Source organism: Aeromonas sp. S12(2024) (assembly GCF_041402305.1).
GTDB lineage: Bacteria > Pseudomonadota > Gammaproteobacteria > Enterobacterales > Aeromonadaceae > Aeromonas > Aeromonas veronii.
Genome location: NZ_JBGLRB010000008.1, coordinates 123,275 through 140,115, shown reverse-complemented (window position 1 = coordinate 140,115; position 16,841 = coordinate 123,275). Strand labels below are relative to the sequence as shown.

Annotated in this window: 15 protein-coding genes; 8 read left to right on the top strand and 7 right to left on the bottom strand. The window is 61.6% G+C overall.

The genetic code is table 11. The features are described 5' to 3' along the window. The first annotated feature begins 12 nt into the window (after positions 1-12). Complete coding sequence (locus ACB035_RS10145) at positions 13-741, top strand: ComF family protein (RefSeq protein WP_371167209.1); 729 nt, start codon at positions 13-15, stop codon at positions 739-741. Between the two features lie 80 nt (positions 742-821). Then, a complete protein-coding gene (gene nfuA / locus ACB035_RS10140) occupies positions 822-1,400 on the top strand; it encodes a Fe-S biogenesis protein NfuA (RefSeq protein WP_005340636.1) in 579 nt (192 codons plus the stop codon). A 69-nt stretch (positions 1,401-1,469) separates the two neighbouring features. Here nfuA and gpsA read toward each other — a convergent pair whose 3' ends face one another. Genes gpsA through ACB035_RS10125 form a run of 3 tightly spaced genes read right to left on the bottom strand, consistent with a single transcriptional unit; the run spans position 1,470 to position 3,429 of the window. Further along, the gene (gene gpsA, locus ACB035_RS10135) at positions 1,470-2,474 is read right to left on the bottom strand and encodes an NAD(P)H-dependent glycerol-3-phosphate dehydrogenase (RefSeq protein ID WP_371167208.1); all 1,005 of its coding nucleotides are present in this window, start codon (positions 2,472-2,474) and stop codon (positions 1,470-1,472) included. Positions 2,475-2,476: 2 nt separating this feature from the next. Continuing rightward, positions 2,477-2,947: a protein-export chaperone SecB gene (gene secB, locus ACB035_RS10130; RefSeq protein ID WP_042054222.1), complete on the bottom strand. Its 471-nt coding sequence runs from the start codon at positions 2,945-2,947 to the stop codon at positions 2,477-2,479. A gap of 50 nt (positions 2,948-2,997) precedes the next feature. Next, entirely contained in the window at positions 2,998-3,429 is a 432-nt protein-coding gene (locus ACB035_RS10125; protein WP_005340640.1) for a rhodanese-like domain-containing protein, read from the bottom strand. Between the two features lie 246 nt (positions 3,430-3,675). On the opposite strand from ACB035_RS10125, the gene gpmM reads away from it, so the two are divergent. After that, positions 3,676-5,205, top strand: a complete 1,530-nt coding sequence (gene gpmM / locus ACB035_RS10120) for a 2,3-bisphosphoglycerate-independent phosphoglycerate mutase (protein WP_005356867.1) — start codon at positions 3,676-3,678, stop codon at positions 5,203-5,205. A 9-nt stretch (positions 5,206-5,214) separates the two neighbouring features. Next, positions 5,215-6,567 carry a murein hydrolase activator EnvC gene (gene envC / locus ACB035_RS10115; protein ID WP_371167207.1) on the top strand — a complete coding sequence of 451 codons (1,353 nt, stop codon included), beginning with the start codon at positions 5,215-5,217 and terminating at the stop codon, positions 6,565-6,567. Positions 6,568-6,699: 132 nt separating this feature from the next. Here envC and ACB035_RS10110 read toward each other — a convergent pair whose 3' ends face one another. Further along, complete coding sequence (locus ACB035_RS10110; protein WP_042059194.1) at positions 6,700-7,350, bottom strand: Qnr family pentapeptide repeat protein; 651 nt, start codon at positions 7,348-7,350, stop codon at positions 6,700-6,702. 89 nt (positions 7,351-7,439) lie between these two features. On the opposite strand from ACB035_RS10110, the gene ACB035_RS10105 reads away from it, so the two are divergent. After that, a complete protein-coding gene (locus ACB035_RS10105; RefSeq protein WP_076493932.1) occupies positions 7,440-8,447 on the top strand; it encodes a substrate-binding domain-containing protein in 1,008 nt (335 codons plus the stop codon). 84 nt (positions 8,448-8,531) lie between these two features. Here ACB035_RS10105 and ACB035_RS10100 read toward each other — a convergent pair whose 3' ends face one another. From ACB035_RS10100 to ACB035_RS10090, 3 genes are read right to left on the bottom strand one after another with little or no spacing between them, the layout of a single operon-like run. Further along, positions 8,532-9,173, bottom strand: a complete 642-nt coding sequence (locus ACB035_RS10100; protein ID WP_005342660.1) for a bifunctional 4-hydroxy-2-oxoglutarate aldolase/2-dehydro-3-deoxy-phosphogluconate aldolase — start codon at positions 9,171-9,173, stop codon at positions 8,532-8,534. A gap of 9 nt (positions 9,174-9,182) precedes the next feature. Further along, positions 9,183-10,979, bottom strand: coding sequence for a phosphogluconate dehydratase (gene edd, locus ACB035_RS10095; protein ID WP_371167206.1), 1,797 nt, complete (start codon positions 10,977-10,979; stop codon positions 9,183-9,185). Continuing rightward, positions 10,976-11,485: a gluconokinase gene (locus tag ACB035_RS10090; RefSeq protein ID WP_005340649.1), complete on the bottom strand. Its 510-nt coding sequence runs from the start codon at positions 11,483-11,485 to the stop codon at positions 10,976-10,978. The genes edd and ACB035_RS10090 overlap by 4 nt, the downstream gene beginning before the upstream one ends. 245 nt (positions 11,486-11,730) lie before the next feature. On the opposite strand from ACB035_RS10090, the gene gntU reads away from it, so the two are divergent. From gntU to recG, 3 genes are all read left to right on the top strand, one after another. Further along, on the top strand, positions 11,731-13,071 hold the full coding sequence (gene gntU / locus ACB035_RS10085; RefSeq protein WP_069527617.1) for a gluconate transporter: 1,341 nt from the start codon (positions 11,731-11,733) through the stop codon (positions 13,069-13,071). A 150-nt stretch (positions 13,072-13,221) separates the two neighbouring features. Then, entirely contained in the window at positions 13,222-14,571 is a 1,350-nt protein-coding gene (gene pssA / locus ACB035_RS10080; RefSeq protein WP_371167205.1) for a CDP-diacylglycerol--serine O-phosphatidyltransferase, read from the top strand. Positions 14,572-14,761: 190 nt separating this feature from the next. Beyond that, positions 14,762-16,831, top strand: a complete 2,070-nt coding sequence (gene recG / locus ACB035_RS10075; protein ID WP_371167204.1) for an ATP-dependent DNA helicase RecG — start codon at positions 14,762-14,764, stop codon at positions 16,829-16,831. Positions 16,832-16,841 lie beyond the last annotated feature (10 nt).

Here is a 16,841-nt window from a genome sequence, read left to right as displayed (position 1 = left end):
CTTGGGGTCAGCATGTTAAAGCGACTGCTCGCTAAAGCAAGCCCGCTGCTCGGCAGCCACGGTGACTGGCAAGGGAGTTGCCTGCTCTGCCATCAGCCTTGCGACAACGAGCCCCTGCTCTGCAGCTGGTGTCGGCAGGCGCTGCACCAGTCACAGCCGAGATGCCGCCTCTGCGCCGCACCGCTGACTGACTATATAGAAGAGAGCATACCGGTCTGCGGCCGCTGCCAGCGCAGACCTCCCCCCTGGGATCGGTTGCAGGTGATTGGCGACTATCAAACCCCCTACCCGATACTGATCCCCCGGCTCAAATATTCCGGCCAGATCCTGCTGGCGCCGCTACTGGCACGCCTCTTGGCCGATCATCTGGATGGCAGCAATCCACCAGAAGCGATCATTCCGGTTCCCCTTCACTGGTGGCGGCAGTGGCGGCGCGGGTTCAATCAGGCGGAGGAGATCGCACAAGCCCTTGGCGAGTTCACCGACATTCCCTGCGACAACACTCTGTTGCAGCGCATCAAGGCGACCCCGCAACAAACAACCCTGAGCGCCGGGCAGCGGCGGCGCAATCTGCGCGGCGCATTTCATATCGCGCCGCACCACTATCGCCATGTCGCCCTGCTCGATGACGTGGTTACCACAGGCGCCACCGCTGGGCAGCTCAGCCGTTTGCTCCATGAGAGCGGCATCACAAAGGTAGAAGTGTGGGCAATCTGTCGAACCCTGCGGCACAGCAAGTAGCCATCGGCATGCTACCCAAGCATTAATAACCGCGTTATCATGAATACCCTAGTCGTACACTCAGGTTTATGAGGATAGTGATGATCAGCATTTCCGACGCCGCCCAGGCCCATTTCCGTAAACTGCTGGAAAAACAGCCTGATGGCACCAATATCCGGGTGTTTGTGGTCAATCCGGGAACCCAGAATGCCGAGTGTGGCGTATCGTATTGCCCGCCCGATGCCGTGGACCCGGAAGATCAACACCTGCCCTTCAGCGGCTTCGACTGCATGGTCGATCCCCTTAGCGCCCCCTTCCTGGTGGATGCCACCATCGACTTCGTGACCGATCAGATGGGCTCCCAGCTCACCCTGAAAGCACCGAACGCCAAGATGCGTAAAGTGGCCGACGACGCGCCGCTAATCGAGCGCATCGAGTACGTGTTGATGTCCGAAGTGAACCCCATGCTGGCCGGTCACGGTGGCAAGGTCACCCTGGTCGAGCTGACTGAAGACAAACTGGCCATCCTGCAGTTTGGCGGTGGTTGCAACGGTTGCTCCATGGTCGATTACACCCTGAAAGAGGGGATCGAGAAGCAGCTGCTGGAGAAATTCCCGGGTGAGCTCAACGGTGTGAAAGATGCCACCGAGCACCAGCGCGGCGACCACTCTTACTACTGATTTGCAGCCCTTGCAGCAAAGAAAAGGCCCCGCCATCCGGCGGGGCCTTTTGCATGGGCAATCGGCAGATTACTCGTCCTTCTTGTCTCGCGACAGCAGGGCGATGGCCGCCTCTTTCGGGTTCTTACCCTCGTAGAGCACCTTGAAGATCTGCTCGCAGATGGGCATCTCGACGCCGCAGCGGGCCGCCAGCAGATGCACCTCTTTGGTGTTGCGATATCCCTCCACCACCTGACCGATCTCGGTCATGGCGGTGTTCACATCCTTGCCAGCCCCGAGGGCCAGCCCGAAGCGACGGTTGCGCGACTGGTTGTCGGTACAGGTGAGCACCAGATCCCCGAGCCCCGCCATCCCCATAAAGGTTTTGGCATCGGCACCCAGCACCGCACCCAGACGCTGCATCTCCACCAGACCCCGGGTGATGAGCGCGGTTCTGGCATTGGCGCCAAATCCTAGCCCGTCGGAGAGACCGGCACCGATGGCGATGACGTTCTTCACCGCCCCACCCAGCTGCAGACCGACGAAATCCGGATTGGTATAGACCCGGAAGGAGCGGCCACAGTGCAGCAGATGGGAGAGATCGTCGGCGAACTCGTCGTGAGTCGAGGCGACCGAGATGGCGGTCGGCAGACCGGCAGCCAGCTCCTTGGCGAAGGTGGGACCGGAGATGACCGCCAGCGGTATCTCGTCACCCAGCACTTCGCGGGCCACATCCTGCAGCAGACGGCCACTGTCCGGCTCCAGACCCTTGGTGGCCCAGGCGATACGGGTATCGGGGCGCAGGAAGGGCTTGATCCGGGTCAGCACATCGCCAAATACATGGCTCGGCACGACCAGCAGCAGCACGGGGGCAGCCTGTACCGCACGTTGCAGATCCGCAGTTAGCTGCAGATCGGCAGGAAAAGGGACATCAGGCAGAAAAGCCTTGTTGCAGCGGTCTTGTTCCAGCTCGGCGACATGAGCAGGGTCGTGACCCCACAGCAGGGTCGGATGACCGTTGCGCGCCAGAGAAATGGCAAGGGCGGAGCCATAAGACCCCGCCCCCAAGACCGAGATAGCGATCTGGTCAGCCATTATCAGGCTTCCGCAGTCGCCTGCTGGGCCTGTGCTTGCGCCATGTGCTGGGCAAACAGGGCATCGAAGTTGACCGGTGCCAGGTTCAGCTGCGGGAAGGAACCCTTGCTCACCATGTTGGCCACGGCTTCGCGGGCATACGGGAACAGGATGTTCGGGCAGAAGGCAGCCAGGCAGTGAGCCAGTTGCGGCTCCGGCAGGTTACCGATGGTGAAGATACCGGCTTGCTGTACTTCGCACAGGAAGGCAGTTTCGGTTTCCAGTTTGCAAGTCACGGTCAGGGTCAGGACAACCTCGTACACGCTCTCAGCCAGGATGTTGGTCTTGGTATCCATATCCAGCTTGACGTCCGGCTGCCACTCTTTCTGGAAGATGTGCGGGGTGTTCGGCGCTTCGAAAGAGACATCCTTGGTGTAAACACGCTGGATGTGGAATTCCGGTTGTACTTCCTGGTTGTTGATCTCGTCAGCCATTTCGTTTGATTCCTTGTTATATGGATAAGTGGGCTCAGGCCCTGCTTAAATCAGCGTTTCTTGGTTACCGGCAGATTTTCTGCACGCCATTGGGCCATGCCACCGCCGAGCACATAAACCTGCTTGAAGCCAGCTTTGCTCAGCTGACGGCCCGCGCCGCCCGCAGTCATTCCCGACTCGCACACCACTATGATGGGGGCATCTTTATGCTTTTCAACCGGGCCCAGATTATTGCTCTGGATCTGGGTCAGCGGCAGGTGCTGGGCACCGGCCAGATGGCCCTTGGCGTACTCTTCCTGACTGCGAATATCCACCACGGTGGCATTCTCGCGGTTGATCAGCAGGGTCGCGGTGTGGTTGTTGACGGTTTTTACCGGGGACAAACGGGCACGCACAGTGGTGTAAACCAGGGTGCCAGCCAGACCCAACCAGGCTGCGGTCAGCAGCGGGTTACGGGCCGCAAAATCCAAATACTCTTGCATCTTCTACTATCCAGGGACCAAGACAAGGGCCCGAGTATACATGGGGGTATTGATAAGATCAGCCATCTTGGCGGCAAAGCGCGAGCAGGCTCCCATCATCATTGGGCAGCGAGCATGGCAGGAAGGGCATGGCTTGCGGGGTCGCGGGAGCGCCCCTTGGCTATCAGGTGACTATTTCGGCAGATGTAGTAATATTACGCTAGTTTCATTTCCCGCATTTTTTCCAATCCGAGAGGACATAGTCTTATGTCAACAGCTAAGAAACCTTTGGTTCTGGTCATCATGGACGGTTGGGGCTACAGCACCAAGCAAGAGCACAACGCCGTCGCTGCCGCCAAGACTCCCAACCTCGATCGTCTGGCCCGTGACTACACCAGCACCCTGATCTCCGGCTCCGGTCTGGATGTCGGTCTGCCGGATGGCCAGATGGGCAACTCTGAAGTAGGCCACGTCAACATCGGTGCCGGTCGCATCGTCTATCAGGAGCTGACCCGCATCTCCAAAGACATCCAGGACGGTGAATTCTTCCAGAACGTCGAGCTGGCCAAGGCTGTTGACGCTGCCGTGACCAACGGCAAAGCCGTTCACATCATGGGACTGATGTCCCCGGGTGGCGTACACAGCCACGAAGAGCACATCATGGGCATGATCGAAATGGCTGCCAAGCGCGGCGCCGAGAAGATCTACCTGCACGCCTTCCTGGATGGCCGTGACGTTCCGCCGCGCTCCGCCCAGTCCTCCATCGAGCTGTTCGACGCCCTGTTCGCCAAGCTGGGCAAGGGTCGTTTCGCCTCAATGATCGGTCGTTACTTCGCCATGGACCGCGACAACCGCTGGGATCGCGTGCAGCAAGCCTATGACCTGATGACCCAGGGCAAGGGCGAGTTCACCGCTGAGAGCGCCACCGAAGCACTGGCTGCCGCCTATGCCCGCGACGAGAACGACGAGTTCGTCAAAGCCACCCGCATCGGCGAAGCGGCACCGATGGAAGATGGTGATGCGCTGATTTTCATGAACTTCCGTGCCGACCGTGCCCGTGAAATCACCCGCGCCTTCGTTGACACCGACTTCACCGGCTTCGCTCGTGCAGTCGAGCCGAAGCTGAACTTCGTGATGCTGACCGAATACGCGGCCGACATCAAAACTGCCTGTGCCTACCCGCCGACCGCTCTGGTCAACACCCTGGGTGAGTGGCTGGCCAAGCAGGGCAAGACCCAGCTGCGCATCTCCGAAACCGAGAAGTATGCTCACGTCACCTTCTTCTTCAACGGTGGCGAAGAGTCCTGCTTCACCGGCGAAGATCGCGAGATCGTGGCCAGCCCGAAAGTGGCGACCTATGACCTGCAGCCGGAGATGAGCTCCGAAGAGCTGACCGACAAGCTGGTTGCGGCCATCAAGAGCGGCAAGTACGACGTCATCATCTGTAACTACCCGAATGGCGACATGGTTGGTCACACCGGTGTATTCGATGCCGCCGTCAAAGCCTGTGAAGCCGTTGACCACTGCATCGGCCGCGTGACCGACGCCCTGGCCGAAGTGGGTGGCGAGTGCCTGATCACTGCCGACCACGGCAACGCCGAGAAGATGCTGGACGAAGAGACTGGTCAGGCCCACACCGCCCACACCAATCTGCCGGTTCCGCTCATCTATTTCGGTCGCAAAGCCGAGGTAGTTGAAGGTGGCAAACTGTCCGATCTGGCCCCCACCATGCTGACCCTGATGGGTCTGCCGGTGCCGCCGGAAATGACTGGCAAGCCCCTGATGATTCTGAAATAATCCTTCCCCATGCGGGGATGCGAAGTTATTTCACAGAAAACCAGTCGCGTCGGCCTGTTGGCCGGCGCGCTGTTTTTTTGCCTGTCGTTTGGCGCCAGCAAACCGGCTTTGGCCGCCAATCAGCAGCTGGGGACCATGCAGTCCCAGATCAAAGAGCAACAGCAGACCATCAAGCTCAGCAAGCAGGAGCTTGCCAAGCTCAATGCCCAGCTCAAGGCTGACGAGCAGGACATCTCGGCCGCCGCCGCCAAACTCAACCAGACCAGGCAGCAGTTGAAGCAGAACCAGCAGAAGCTGGCTACCCTGCAAAAAGACAAGCTGGCGCTGGAAGTTCAAGCCAAACATCAAAAGCAGTTGCTGGCCAAACAGGCGGAGAGCGCCTTTCAGGCGGGCAACCACGACTACCTCAAACTGCTGCTCAATCAGCAGGATCCGGCCAAACTGAGCCGCTCGCTCGACTACTACGACTACCTCAACAAGGCCCGTATCGAGGCCATCGACGCCCTGCGCGCCACCCGCGACAAGCTGGCGAAAAACCAGCAGGCAACCAAAGAGACCGAAACCAGACTGCAGACCCTGCTTGCCGAACAGCAGGAGCATCACCAGACCCTGCTGGCCAGCCAGCAGAGCCGGGCCAAGGTGCGCAACCAGTTGCAGCAGTCGGTGCAGGATGACGAGCAGAAGCTCACCAAGCTGGTCAAGGCGGAGAAAGCGCTGAAAGCCCGGCTGGAAGAGCTGCGTCGCAAGCGGGAAGAGCAGGAGCGCCGTGAACGGGCCGAGCGCGAACGGCTGGCCAAGCTGAAAGCGGAGCAGGAGCGTCAGCGCAAGCTGGCCGAACAGCGCCGCGCCGAGCAACAACGACTCGCCGCCCAGCAGAATAAAACCGTCAAACCGGCAGAACCTGCCGAAGAGGTGGCCAGCAGCAAACCGGAGCGCGGCTCGGGCATCAGCAGTGCCGGTCACTATAGCGGCCTCAAGACCAATGGCAGCCTGCGCTGGCCGGTACAGGGGCCGATCCTCATCGCCTACGGCTCGCCGCGCACCGCCCAGCTCAAGTGGAAAGGCACCCTGATCGGCGCCAGCGAAGGAACCCAGGTCAAGGCGGTCGCGCCGGGCCAGGTGGTCTACGCCGACTGGCTCGATGGCTTCGGTATGCTGCTGGTAATCGATCACGGTAAGGGCTATATGAGCCTCTACGGTCACAATCAGTCGCTGCTGCGTCAGGTTGGCCAGAATGTGGAACAGGGTGAACCGGTGGCACTGGTCGGTGACAGTGGCGGTCAGGACAGACCGGGCCTCTACTTCGAAATTCGCTATCAGGGCGAGGCGATCAACCCGACCAAATGGCTGGCCAAGGGTTGAGTCAACCCGGCCGACAAACGCATCACACGCTCACTAGCAAAAGCCTGCATCACGCAGGCTTTTGTCGTTTCAGGAGCGCCCTCCCCACTGTCGGCTTAATTTGATGAAAAATTACCTAATTTTTCGCTCGGCTCAGGGGAAGACAACCAGACCGATCTGCTCCAGCAAGGTCTGCTGCTGATCCTCGTTGATCTGCACCCCCTGCAGATCGACCCGCCGCAGATCCAGCCCCGGCAGGTCGCACTGGCGCAGATCGCAGCCCTGCAGCTTGAAGCTGGTCCAGTCGATCTGGCCAAACTCGGAGCCGCTGAGATCGGAACCCGCCAGCGAGGCACCAAACAGGTTGGCCCCCTGCCAACGGTTGCCGGTCAGCTCGCACTTCTCCAGCAGGCAACCCTCGAAGCTGGCGTAGCTGAAGTTGTTGCCGGTCAGATGGGCCTCGCAGAAGTAGCTTTTGGCGGTGATCTGATTGGCGAAGCTGGCGTGGCCGAAGTTGATACCGACCGCCTGACAGTCGCGCATCTCCAACCCCAGACACTGGCTGCGGCTGCAATCGGCCATGGTGAGATCGCAGCGCAGGAAGCTGGCCTCGCGCAGATCGCAACCCTGCAACAGGCAGCCCCGTTCACTCTCCCGATCGTAGAAGCTGCAGTCGATGAAGCGGCTATCGCTCAAATCCAGCCAGGAGAAGTTGCAGCCGATAAAGCGGCACTCCGAGAACTGCTCCCCCTCCACATCCTGTTGCTCGAACCGGACATCCACGAACTGCTTGCCTCTGATCATCGGAAAACTCCTGCAAAAACGGCTTCATATGCTGACTTTATCCGCCAAAAACGGTAATGTTACATGTAACATCCACGCTGGACACCCCTATGAGCCCCACCCGCAAGCGCCGCCCCACCCTGCAAGATATCGCCGACCAGACCGGCGTGACCAAGATGACTGTCAGCCGCTATCTGCGCGACCCGCAGACCGTAGCGGAGGGGACCCGCGAGCGGATCGCGGCTGTGGTGGAAGAGCTGGGTTATATCCCCAACCGGGCGCCGGACATTCTCTCCAACGCGACCAGCAAGGCGATCGGCATCCTGATCCCCTCCCTCTCCAACCAGGTCTTCTCGGCGGTGATCCATGGCATCGAGTCGGTGACCCGACCGGCTGGCTACCAGACCCTGCTGGCCCACTACGGTTACAGTCCGGAGAGAGAGGAGGAACAGGTCGCGTCCCTGCTCTCCTATCACGTGGATGGGCTGATCCTCTCCGACAGCCAGCACACCGAACGCACCCGCAAGATGATCGCCACCGCCGGCATTCCGGTGGTGGAGACCATGGATCTGCCACAAACCCCCATCGACATGGTGGTCGGCATGGATCATAGAGCCGCGGCCCGGGCCATGGTAACAGAGATGCTGCGCCGGGGCCGACGCAAGGTGGTCTATCTGGGGGCGCGGCTCGACGTACGTACCCAGCTGCGGATGGAGGGGTACTATCAGGCGATGACCGACTTCGGCCTCACCGGCCAGCATCTGCTGACCGAACAATCCTCCAGCTTCACTCTGGGGGGCGAGCTGCTGGATCAGGCGCTGGTACGCTATCCCGACCTCGATGGCCTGTTCTGCACCAACGATGACCTGGCGGTGGGTGCTCTGCTGCAGTGTCAAGCCAAGTGGATCCCGGTGCCCCAGCAGATCGCCATCGCCGGTTGCAACGCCCTCGACATTGGCCACGCCATGACCCCCAAGCTGGCCAGTATCGCCACCCCGCGGGAAGCGATCGGTCGGGAGGCGGCCACCATGCTGCTGGCACGTCTCAACGGCCAATCCCAACCCGACACCCGCAAGGATATCGGCTTCTCCCTCTATGTCGGGGAGAGTCTGGGTTAATCCCTTCCCTCACCCACTTAAATCACGCCGATAACAAACAGGCCACCCGAGGGTGGCCTGTTTGGTTTTCTGCACAACTGATGCTTAGCGTTTTACCAACTCAACCGCTTCGCGGGAGAGGCGAGTCACCTCTTCCCAGTTGCCGCTCTTGACCGCATCGGCCGGCAGCATCCAGGAGCCGCCGACAGTGGCCACGCATTTGAGCGCCAGATAGTCGGCCACGTTTTTCGGGCCGATACCGCCGGTCGGGCAGAACTTCACCTGGGGCAGCGGCGCGGCAATGGCGGAGAGCGCCTTGGTGCCGCCGTTCGCTTCGGCCGGGAAGAACTTCAGGTGGTCATAGCCCGCTTCCAGCGCCTGCATCACTTCAGACGGAGTTGCCACACCCGGGATCAGCGGCGCGGTGCTCTTGGCCGCGTGGGCCAGCAGGGCCGGCGTCATCCCCGGGGAGATGACGAAGCGGGCACCGGCGGCAACGGCTGCGTCAAACTGCTCGCAGTTGAGCACGGTACCGGCACCGACCATGGCATCCGGCATCGCCTTGGCAATGAGGGCGATGGCATCAAGCGCCACCGGGGTGCGCAGGGTGATTTCGAAGACAGAGATGCCGCCGTCGAGCAGCGCCTTGGCCATCGGCAGGGCCTGATCCAGCTCGTTGATAACCATCACGGGTACCAGCGGGGAGGCGGCAAACACCTCGGCCGGGGTCACTTTCCAGTTCTGCATAGCTCTTCCTTAGTCAAAGATGGTGGCGCCACACTCGGCGCTCGATACCGCGCGACGCATCACGCTGAACAGTTCACGGCCCCACCCCTCTTGTTCCAGAGTGAGGTCAATCTCGGCCTGGGTACGGCCACTCAAATCGGTCAGGCAGTCGAGGCTGCCGTTTACCGCATCAACCCGCAGCAGATCGCCGTCGGCCAGCAGGCCAATGGCCCCGCCGTGCAGCGCTTCCGGGGTGACGTGGATGGCGGCCGGGATCTTGCCGGAGGCACCGGAGAGACGGCCATCGGTGACCAGCGCCACCTTGTAGCCCGCCTTCTGCAGGTTGCCGAGCACCGGCATCAGCTTGTGCAGCTCCGGCATACCGTTGGCGGCCGGTCCATTGTGGCGCACCACGATCACGGCATCCTGATTGAGATCGCCCGCCTTGTAGGCCGCTTCCACCGCATGCTGGGAGGAGAAGACCCGCGCTGGTGCTTCAATCACCCGATACTCGGGAGCCACGGCGGAGACCTTGACCACGGCGCGGCCCAGATTGCCCGCCAGCAGCTTGGTGCCGCCGGTGGCCTGGAACACGCTACCGGAAGGCGACAACACGCTCGCGTCGCCGCTCTCGCCCACCGGCTGCCATACCAGCTGGCCATCGACCAGTGCCGGACGGCTGAGGTAATCCTGCATCTCGCCAAAGACCGGAGTGGCATCCATGTGGATCAGCCTCTCTTGCGCCAGACGGCGCATCAGGCCGGGCACGCCGCCTGCCTGTTCGAAGGCGTTGACGTCGGCCGGGCCGTTCGGGTACATGCGAACCAAGAGCGGCACCACGTCGGAGAGATCGCTGATGTCATCCCAGGTCAGTACCAGACCGGCCGCGCGGGCCAGCGCCACCATGTGGATGCTGTGGTTGGTGCTGCCGCCGGAGGCGAGCAGGGCCACCAGACCGTTGACCAGCGAGCGCTCATCCAGCACTTCGCTCAGCGGGCGATAGGCCGGAGAACCCGGGATCATGGCGCTGATGCGGCGGGCCGCTTCGGCGGTCAGGGCACGGCGCAGCTCGCTATGCGGATGCACAAAGGCGGAGCCCGGCAGCATCAGGCCCATAGCCTCGAATACCAGCTGGTTGGTGTTGGCAGTGCCGTAGAAGGTACAGGTGCCTGCCGCGTGGTAGGCGCCGCACTCCATCTGCAGCAGGGCGTCGCGGCCCACTTCACCGGCAGCGTACTTCTGACGCACCTTCACCTTCTCGTCATTGCTGATGCCGCTCGCCATCGGGCCAGCAGGAACAAATGCAGTCGGCAGGTGAGCGTGGGAGAGGGCCCCCATGATCTGGCCCGGAGCGATCTTGTCGCAGATACCGAGCAGCAGGGTGGCATCAAAGGTGTTGTGAGAGAGCGACAGCGCGGTCGCCTGGGCGATCAGGTCGCGGGAGAAGAGGGACATGTCCATCCCCGGCTGACCCTGAGTCACGCCGTCGCACATGGCGGGCACGCCGCCAGCAACCTGGGCGCTGTGGCCCAGCTCGGCCAGCACTGCCTTGATCTGATCCGGATAGCCCTGATAGGGCTGATGGGCGCTCAGCATGTCGTTGTAGGCGGTGACGATGCCGACGTTGGCGCGGGTCATATCGAGAATGCGACCCTTCTCGTCACTGCTGCAGGCGGCCACGGCGTGAGCCAGGTTGCCACAGGCCAGCGCGGCGCGGGTCTTGCCCTGCTCTGCCTGACGCTGGATGCGGGCCAGAAATGCCTGACGACGGGCGACACTGCGCTCGCGGATGCGAGCGGTGACGTCGGAAATTACCTGATGAATCATTGGGCTTGCTCCAATGCTGTGACGGCGCGGTCAACCACCTGTTCGAAGGTGCCGTCTATATCAATGTGGAATACACCGGCTTCGCCATCCGGGCGCTCCAGAGTATCGAACTGACTTTGTACCATGCTTTCACGCATGAAGTGGCCCTTGCGGGCACGCATCCGCTCGAGGATCAGCGGCTGGCTGCCATCGAGGAAGATGAAGCTGACCGACTCGTTGCCTTCGCGGATCTGGTCGCGGTACTTCTTTTTGAGGGCGGAACAGACAATGATGCCGGTCTCGTTCTTCTGCTCGAGACTGTAGGCGGCGTCGCGGATCCGCTCCAGCCAGGGGGCACGATCCTCATCGTTGAGGGGGTTGCCGCCAGCCATCTTCTGGATGTTGGCCTTGGGGTGCAGGTCATCACCATCGATGAACTTGGCGCCCAGCGCTTCGGCCACTTTCAGACCCACGCTGGATTTGCCGCTACCACACACACCCATCACGATAATGCACTTACCCGCCATAATTTGACCTCTGTCCCACTTTTCAAAAAACCAGCTGTTGATGGGTTCTAATCTAACACGTTACCGGTAACATGTTACCGGTAACGATTGAAAATGTGAAGTCTGCCACAGACTGAGCAAACCCATAGTCACCTGGGCATATGATGTTGAGCCCTTGCCATAAATCTAAATAAATCATAAAGATATGGTTTGCCGACGGATCGGCAAGGTGTCACGACTGAACTTGGAAAAAGGAACGCATAACAATGTCTGACCTCTCCCTGATCATGACAGCCGCCGGCTCGATTGTGCTGCTGCTCTTCCTGGTGATGAAGGCCCGGCTCCACGCCGTGGTAGCCCTGATCCTGGTCTCCATGGTGGCGGGTCTCGCCGCTGGCATGAACCCGGCCGATATCGCCGCCACCATCCAGAAAGGGATGGGTGGCACCCTCGGTTTCGTCGCTGTGGTGGTGGCGCTGGGCGCCATGTTCGGCAAGGTGATGGAAGTGACCGGTGCCCTCGACCGGGTAGCCCACACTCTGCTCGGCAAGTTCGGCGTCAAGCGCGCCAACTGGGCCATGGCCCTGACCGGCTTTGTCTGCGCCCTGCCGCTCTTCTTTGACGTGGCCGTGGTGTTGCTAATCGGCGTCGCCTTCGCCATCGTCCGTCGTGGCGGCGGCAGCGTAGTGAAGATCGGTATCGCCCTGCTGGCCGGTATCGCCACCTGTCAGGCGTTCCTTATTCCGGCGCCGGGCCCGATCCTGGTGGCATCCCAGCTGGGTGCCGACTTCGGCTACATGATCCTGTTCGGCCTGATCGCCGCCGTGCCGGCGTTGATCCTGGCGGGCCCGCTGTTCGGTGACTTCATCAGCAAGATCGTCGATGTGCCGCTGCCTGCCGATGCCCAGAACAGCGTCCACGATGACAGCAAATCCCTGCCCTCCTTCGGGCTGGCCATGGGCCTCATCGGTCTGCCGCTGCTGCTGATCGGCCTCAAGACCATCGTCGGTCGTTTCGTCGAGGCGGGCTCCACCCTGCACAACTGGCTGGAGTTCATCGGTCACCCCTTCACTGCCATCATGGTCGCCTGTCTGGCCGCCTTCTATCTGCTGGGTATTCGCCGTGGCATGTCCCGTGACGAGGTGATGAGCGTCTGCAACAGCGCCATCCAGCCGGCAGGCGTCATCATTCTGGTGACCGGTGCCGGTGGCGTGTTCAAGCAGGTGCTGGTTGATTCCGGTGTGGGTGCTGCCCTTGGCAACATGCTGGCCGATTCCGGTCTGCCCATCGTCGCGCTGGCCTTCATTCTGGCCGCTGCGGTACGGGTGATTCAGGGCTCCGCCACCGTCGCCATGCTGACCGCCTGTGGTCTGGTGCTGCCGATGCTGGAGCCCCTCGGTCTGAACGGTGCCCAGCTGGCTGCCGTCACCATCGCTATCGGCGGCGGTGCCATCGTGCTCTCCCACGTCAACGACTCCGGTTTCTGGCTGGCCAACCGCTACCTCGGCCTCACCGAGAAGCAGACCCTGCAGACCTGGACCGTGATGGAGACCATCATCGGCACCACCGGCGGCGTGATGGCGATGATCATCTACAGCTTCCTCTGACAAGGGCGAAATGCTGACAAAAAGGCCTCACTCGTGAGGCCTTTTTCATCTTTCTGACGATTCTTTCTTTGGCTGAGAGGGCGAGATTGCTAGAATCGCCTATTCATCGCTCCGAGTGGAACGCTTAACCCCGTGATTTCAGGTTTATCTATGCATTCATCGGCCCATTATCGACAACTGCTGGCGCGCCTGCCCCAGATCGCCGTCGCAGCGGATCAGTTTGAAGTGCTCTACAGCGCCCAGGATTTCAAACGCCGCATTCTTGCGCTTATCGCCAGTGCCACCCGGCGCATCTATCTGGTCGCGCTCTATCTGCAGGATGACGAAGCAGGTCGGGAGATCCTCTCCGCCCTCTACGCCGCCAAGCAGCGCAATCCGGCCCTCGACATCAAGCTGTTCGTCGACTTCCACCGTGCCCAGCGCGGCCTGATCGGCAAAGGCAAGCAGGGCGGCAACCACCTGATGTATCAGGCCATGGCTGCCGAACACGAGCACCAGATCGAAATCTACGGCGTGCCGGTCAAAGGGCGCGAGCTGCTCGGCGTGCTCCACCTCAAGGGCTTCATCTTCGATGATGTGGTGCTCTACTCCGGCGCCAGCCTCAACGACATCTACCTGCACCAGCAGGATCGCTACCGCTTCGATCGCTATCACCAGATCACCAGCCCGGAGCTGGCCCGCAGCATGGTCAACTATGTGGATGACCTGTTCGTGAAGAGCGACGCGGTGCAGCGACTGGATCACAGCGACATCCCCAGCGCCAAACAGCTGAAGGGGCCAATCCGCCGCTTCAAGCAGAACCTGCGCCAGAGCCAGTACCGCTTCAGCACCATGCCGGTCAACACTCAGGAAGTGGCTGTCATCCCCATGGTGGGTCTGGGCAAGCGCAACAACCAGCTCAACCTGATGATCCGCAATCTGGTGCGCGCCACCGAGCGGGAGATCTTCATCTGTACCCCTTACTTCAACCCGCCCAAGGAGTTGAGCAAGGATATCGAGGATCTGCTGCAGCGCGGTTGCAAGGTGACCATCGTAGTGGGCGACAAGACCGCCAACGATTTCTTCATTCCGCCGGAAGAGAAGTTCTCCACTATCGGTGGCCTGCCCTATCTCTACGAGACCAACCTGCGCAAGTTTGCCGAGCGTAACCAGCGCCACATCGACGACGGTCGCCTCAACCTGATGCTCTGGTGTTGCGAGCGCAACTCCTACCATCTCAAGGGGATCTTCGTGGATGACGAGTGGGCCCTGCTCACCGGCAACAACCTCAACCCCCGCGCCTGGGCGCTGGATCTGGAGAACGGCCTGCTGGTACACGATCGTCGCCACCTGCTGCGTCCCCAGTTCAACGCGGAGCGGGAGAACATCCTGACCAACACCAAGCGGATCAGCCACTTCGATCAGGTTGAGCAGATCCAGGACTACCCGGAACAGGTGCGCAAGCTGCTGGGACGGATCCACAGGGTCAAGGCTCATCTGCTGCTCAAGCGGATTATCTGACCTTGGGCGCCATGCGCCCGCACCTTGCCTGTTGGCAACAACACAGAGGCCTCCCGTTTTCGGCAGGCCTTTGTTATATCCGCCGTTTCCCCCGCCTTGGCGGCCCTGCCAGCAGCAACTCGGCTTGCATCGGCCCCTCAACAACCCCTATCATCTGGACATATTTACAGTGTTTTCGGGCATCTAATTGATGAAATTGGATAAAATTCCTCTCGATAGCCTCAAGGGTGTCGGCAGCAAGATGCTGGAGAAGCTCGAGCGGCTGGGGCTGGCCACGGTACAGGATCTGCTGTTCCACCTCCCCCTGCGCTACGAGGACCGCACCCAGGTGTGGCCCATCGGCGATCTGCCGCCCGGCCTGCACGGCGCCGTCGAGGGGGAGATCCAGGACACTCAGCTGGTGATGGGGCGCCGCCGCATGATGGTCTGTCGCATCAGCGATGGCACCGGCACCCTCACCCTGCGCTTCTTCAACTTCACCGCCGCCCAGAAAAACAGTCTGGCGGCGGGCCGCCTGATCCGCTGCTTTGGCGAGGTGCGCCCCGGCAAATACGGGCTGGAGATGGCCCATCCCGAGTACAAGCTGCTCGGCGAGGAGCAGGCCGGTCAGACCGAAGAGGCGCTCACCCCCGTCTACCCGACTACCGAAGGGCTGCGCCAGCTCACCCTGCGCAACCTCACCGATCAGGCGCTGGCCCAGCTCGACCTCTATGGCGTGGAGGAGCTGCTGCCCGCCGGCCTCTATCCCCACCAGATTGAGCTGGCCGCAGCTCTGAAATTGCTGCATCGCCCGCCCCCCTCGGTGGCACTGCCGCTGCTGGAAAGCGGCCAGCATCCGGCCCAGCAGCGACTGGTACTGGAGGAGCTGCTGGCTCACAACCTCTCGGTACTCAAGGTGCGCGCTCAGGCGCAAACCCAGCTGGCCCGCGCCCTCAAACCGGCGCCCGCGCTGGTTGAACAACTGCTCGGCGCCCTGCCGTTCAAGCCCACCGGCGCCCAGAGCAGGGTAGTAGCGGAGATAAGTAAGGATCTGCAACAGAGCCACCCCATGATGCGGCTGGTGCAGGGGGATGTGGGCTCCGGCAAGACCCTGGTCGCGGCGCTGGCCGCCCTGCAAGCTATCGGCAACGGTTGTCAGGTGGGGCTGATGGCACCGACCGAGCTGCTGGCGGAACAGCACGCCATCAACTTCGCCAAGTGGCTGGAGCCGCTCGGCATCGGAGTCGGCTGGCTGGCTGGCAAACAGAAAGGCAAGGCGCGGGAAGAGTCGCTGGCCGCGATCAAAGATGGCAGTGTCAAGATGGTGGTGGGCACCCACGCCATCTTTCAGGAGCAGGTGGTGTTCCAGCGTCTGGCGCTGGTCATCATCGATGAACAGCACAGATTCGGGGTGCATCAGCGCCTCGCCCTGCGTGAGAAAGGGGAGCGTGAAGGGGTACATCCTCATCAGCTCATCATGACCGCCACCCCCATCCCCCGCACCCTGGCGATGACCGCCTATGCCGACCTCGACACCTCGGTCATCGACGAACTGCCGCCGGGCCGCACCCCCATCACCACAGTCGCGCTGCCCGACAGTCGTCGTGGCGATGTGATCGAACGGGTCAAGCTCGCCTGCACCGAGGGCAAGCAGGCCTACTGGGTCTGCACCCTGATCGAGGAGTCGGAGGTGCTGGAGTGTCAGGCTGCCGAGGATACCGCCGCCGAGCTGCAGACCCTGCTGCCCGGCCTGCATATCGGGCTGGTACATGGCCGGATGCGGCCGGTCGAGAAACAGCGGGTGATGGAGGAGTTCAAGGCGGGCATACTGCAACTGCTGGTCGCCACCACCGTCATCGAGGTGGGGGTGGATGTGCCCAACGCCAGCCTGATGATCATCGAGAACCCGGAACGTCTCGGGCTGGCGCAGTTGCACCAGCTGCGCGGCCGGGTTGGCCGGGGTGCGGTGGCCTCTCACTGCGTGCTGCTCTATCATGCCCCCTTGTCCAAGACGGCCCAGAGCCGACTCGGGGTGCTGCGGGAGACCAACGACGGCTTCCTGATCGCCCAGCGCGATCTGGAACTGCGCGGCCCGGGGGAACTGCTCGGCACTCGCCAGACCGGTCTGGCCGACCTCAAGATCGCCGATCTGGTGCGGGATCAGCCGCTTATTCCGCAGGTGCAAAAAATGGCGCGCTTCCTGATGGATAGGCACCCAAGCCATGTCGAACCCTTGATTCGCCGTTGGCTCGGCTTACGGGATCACTATTCCAATGCCTGATCGAGGTAGA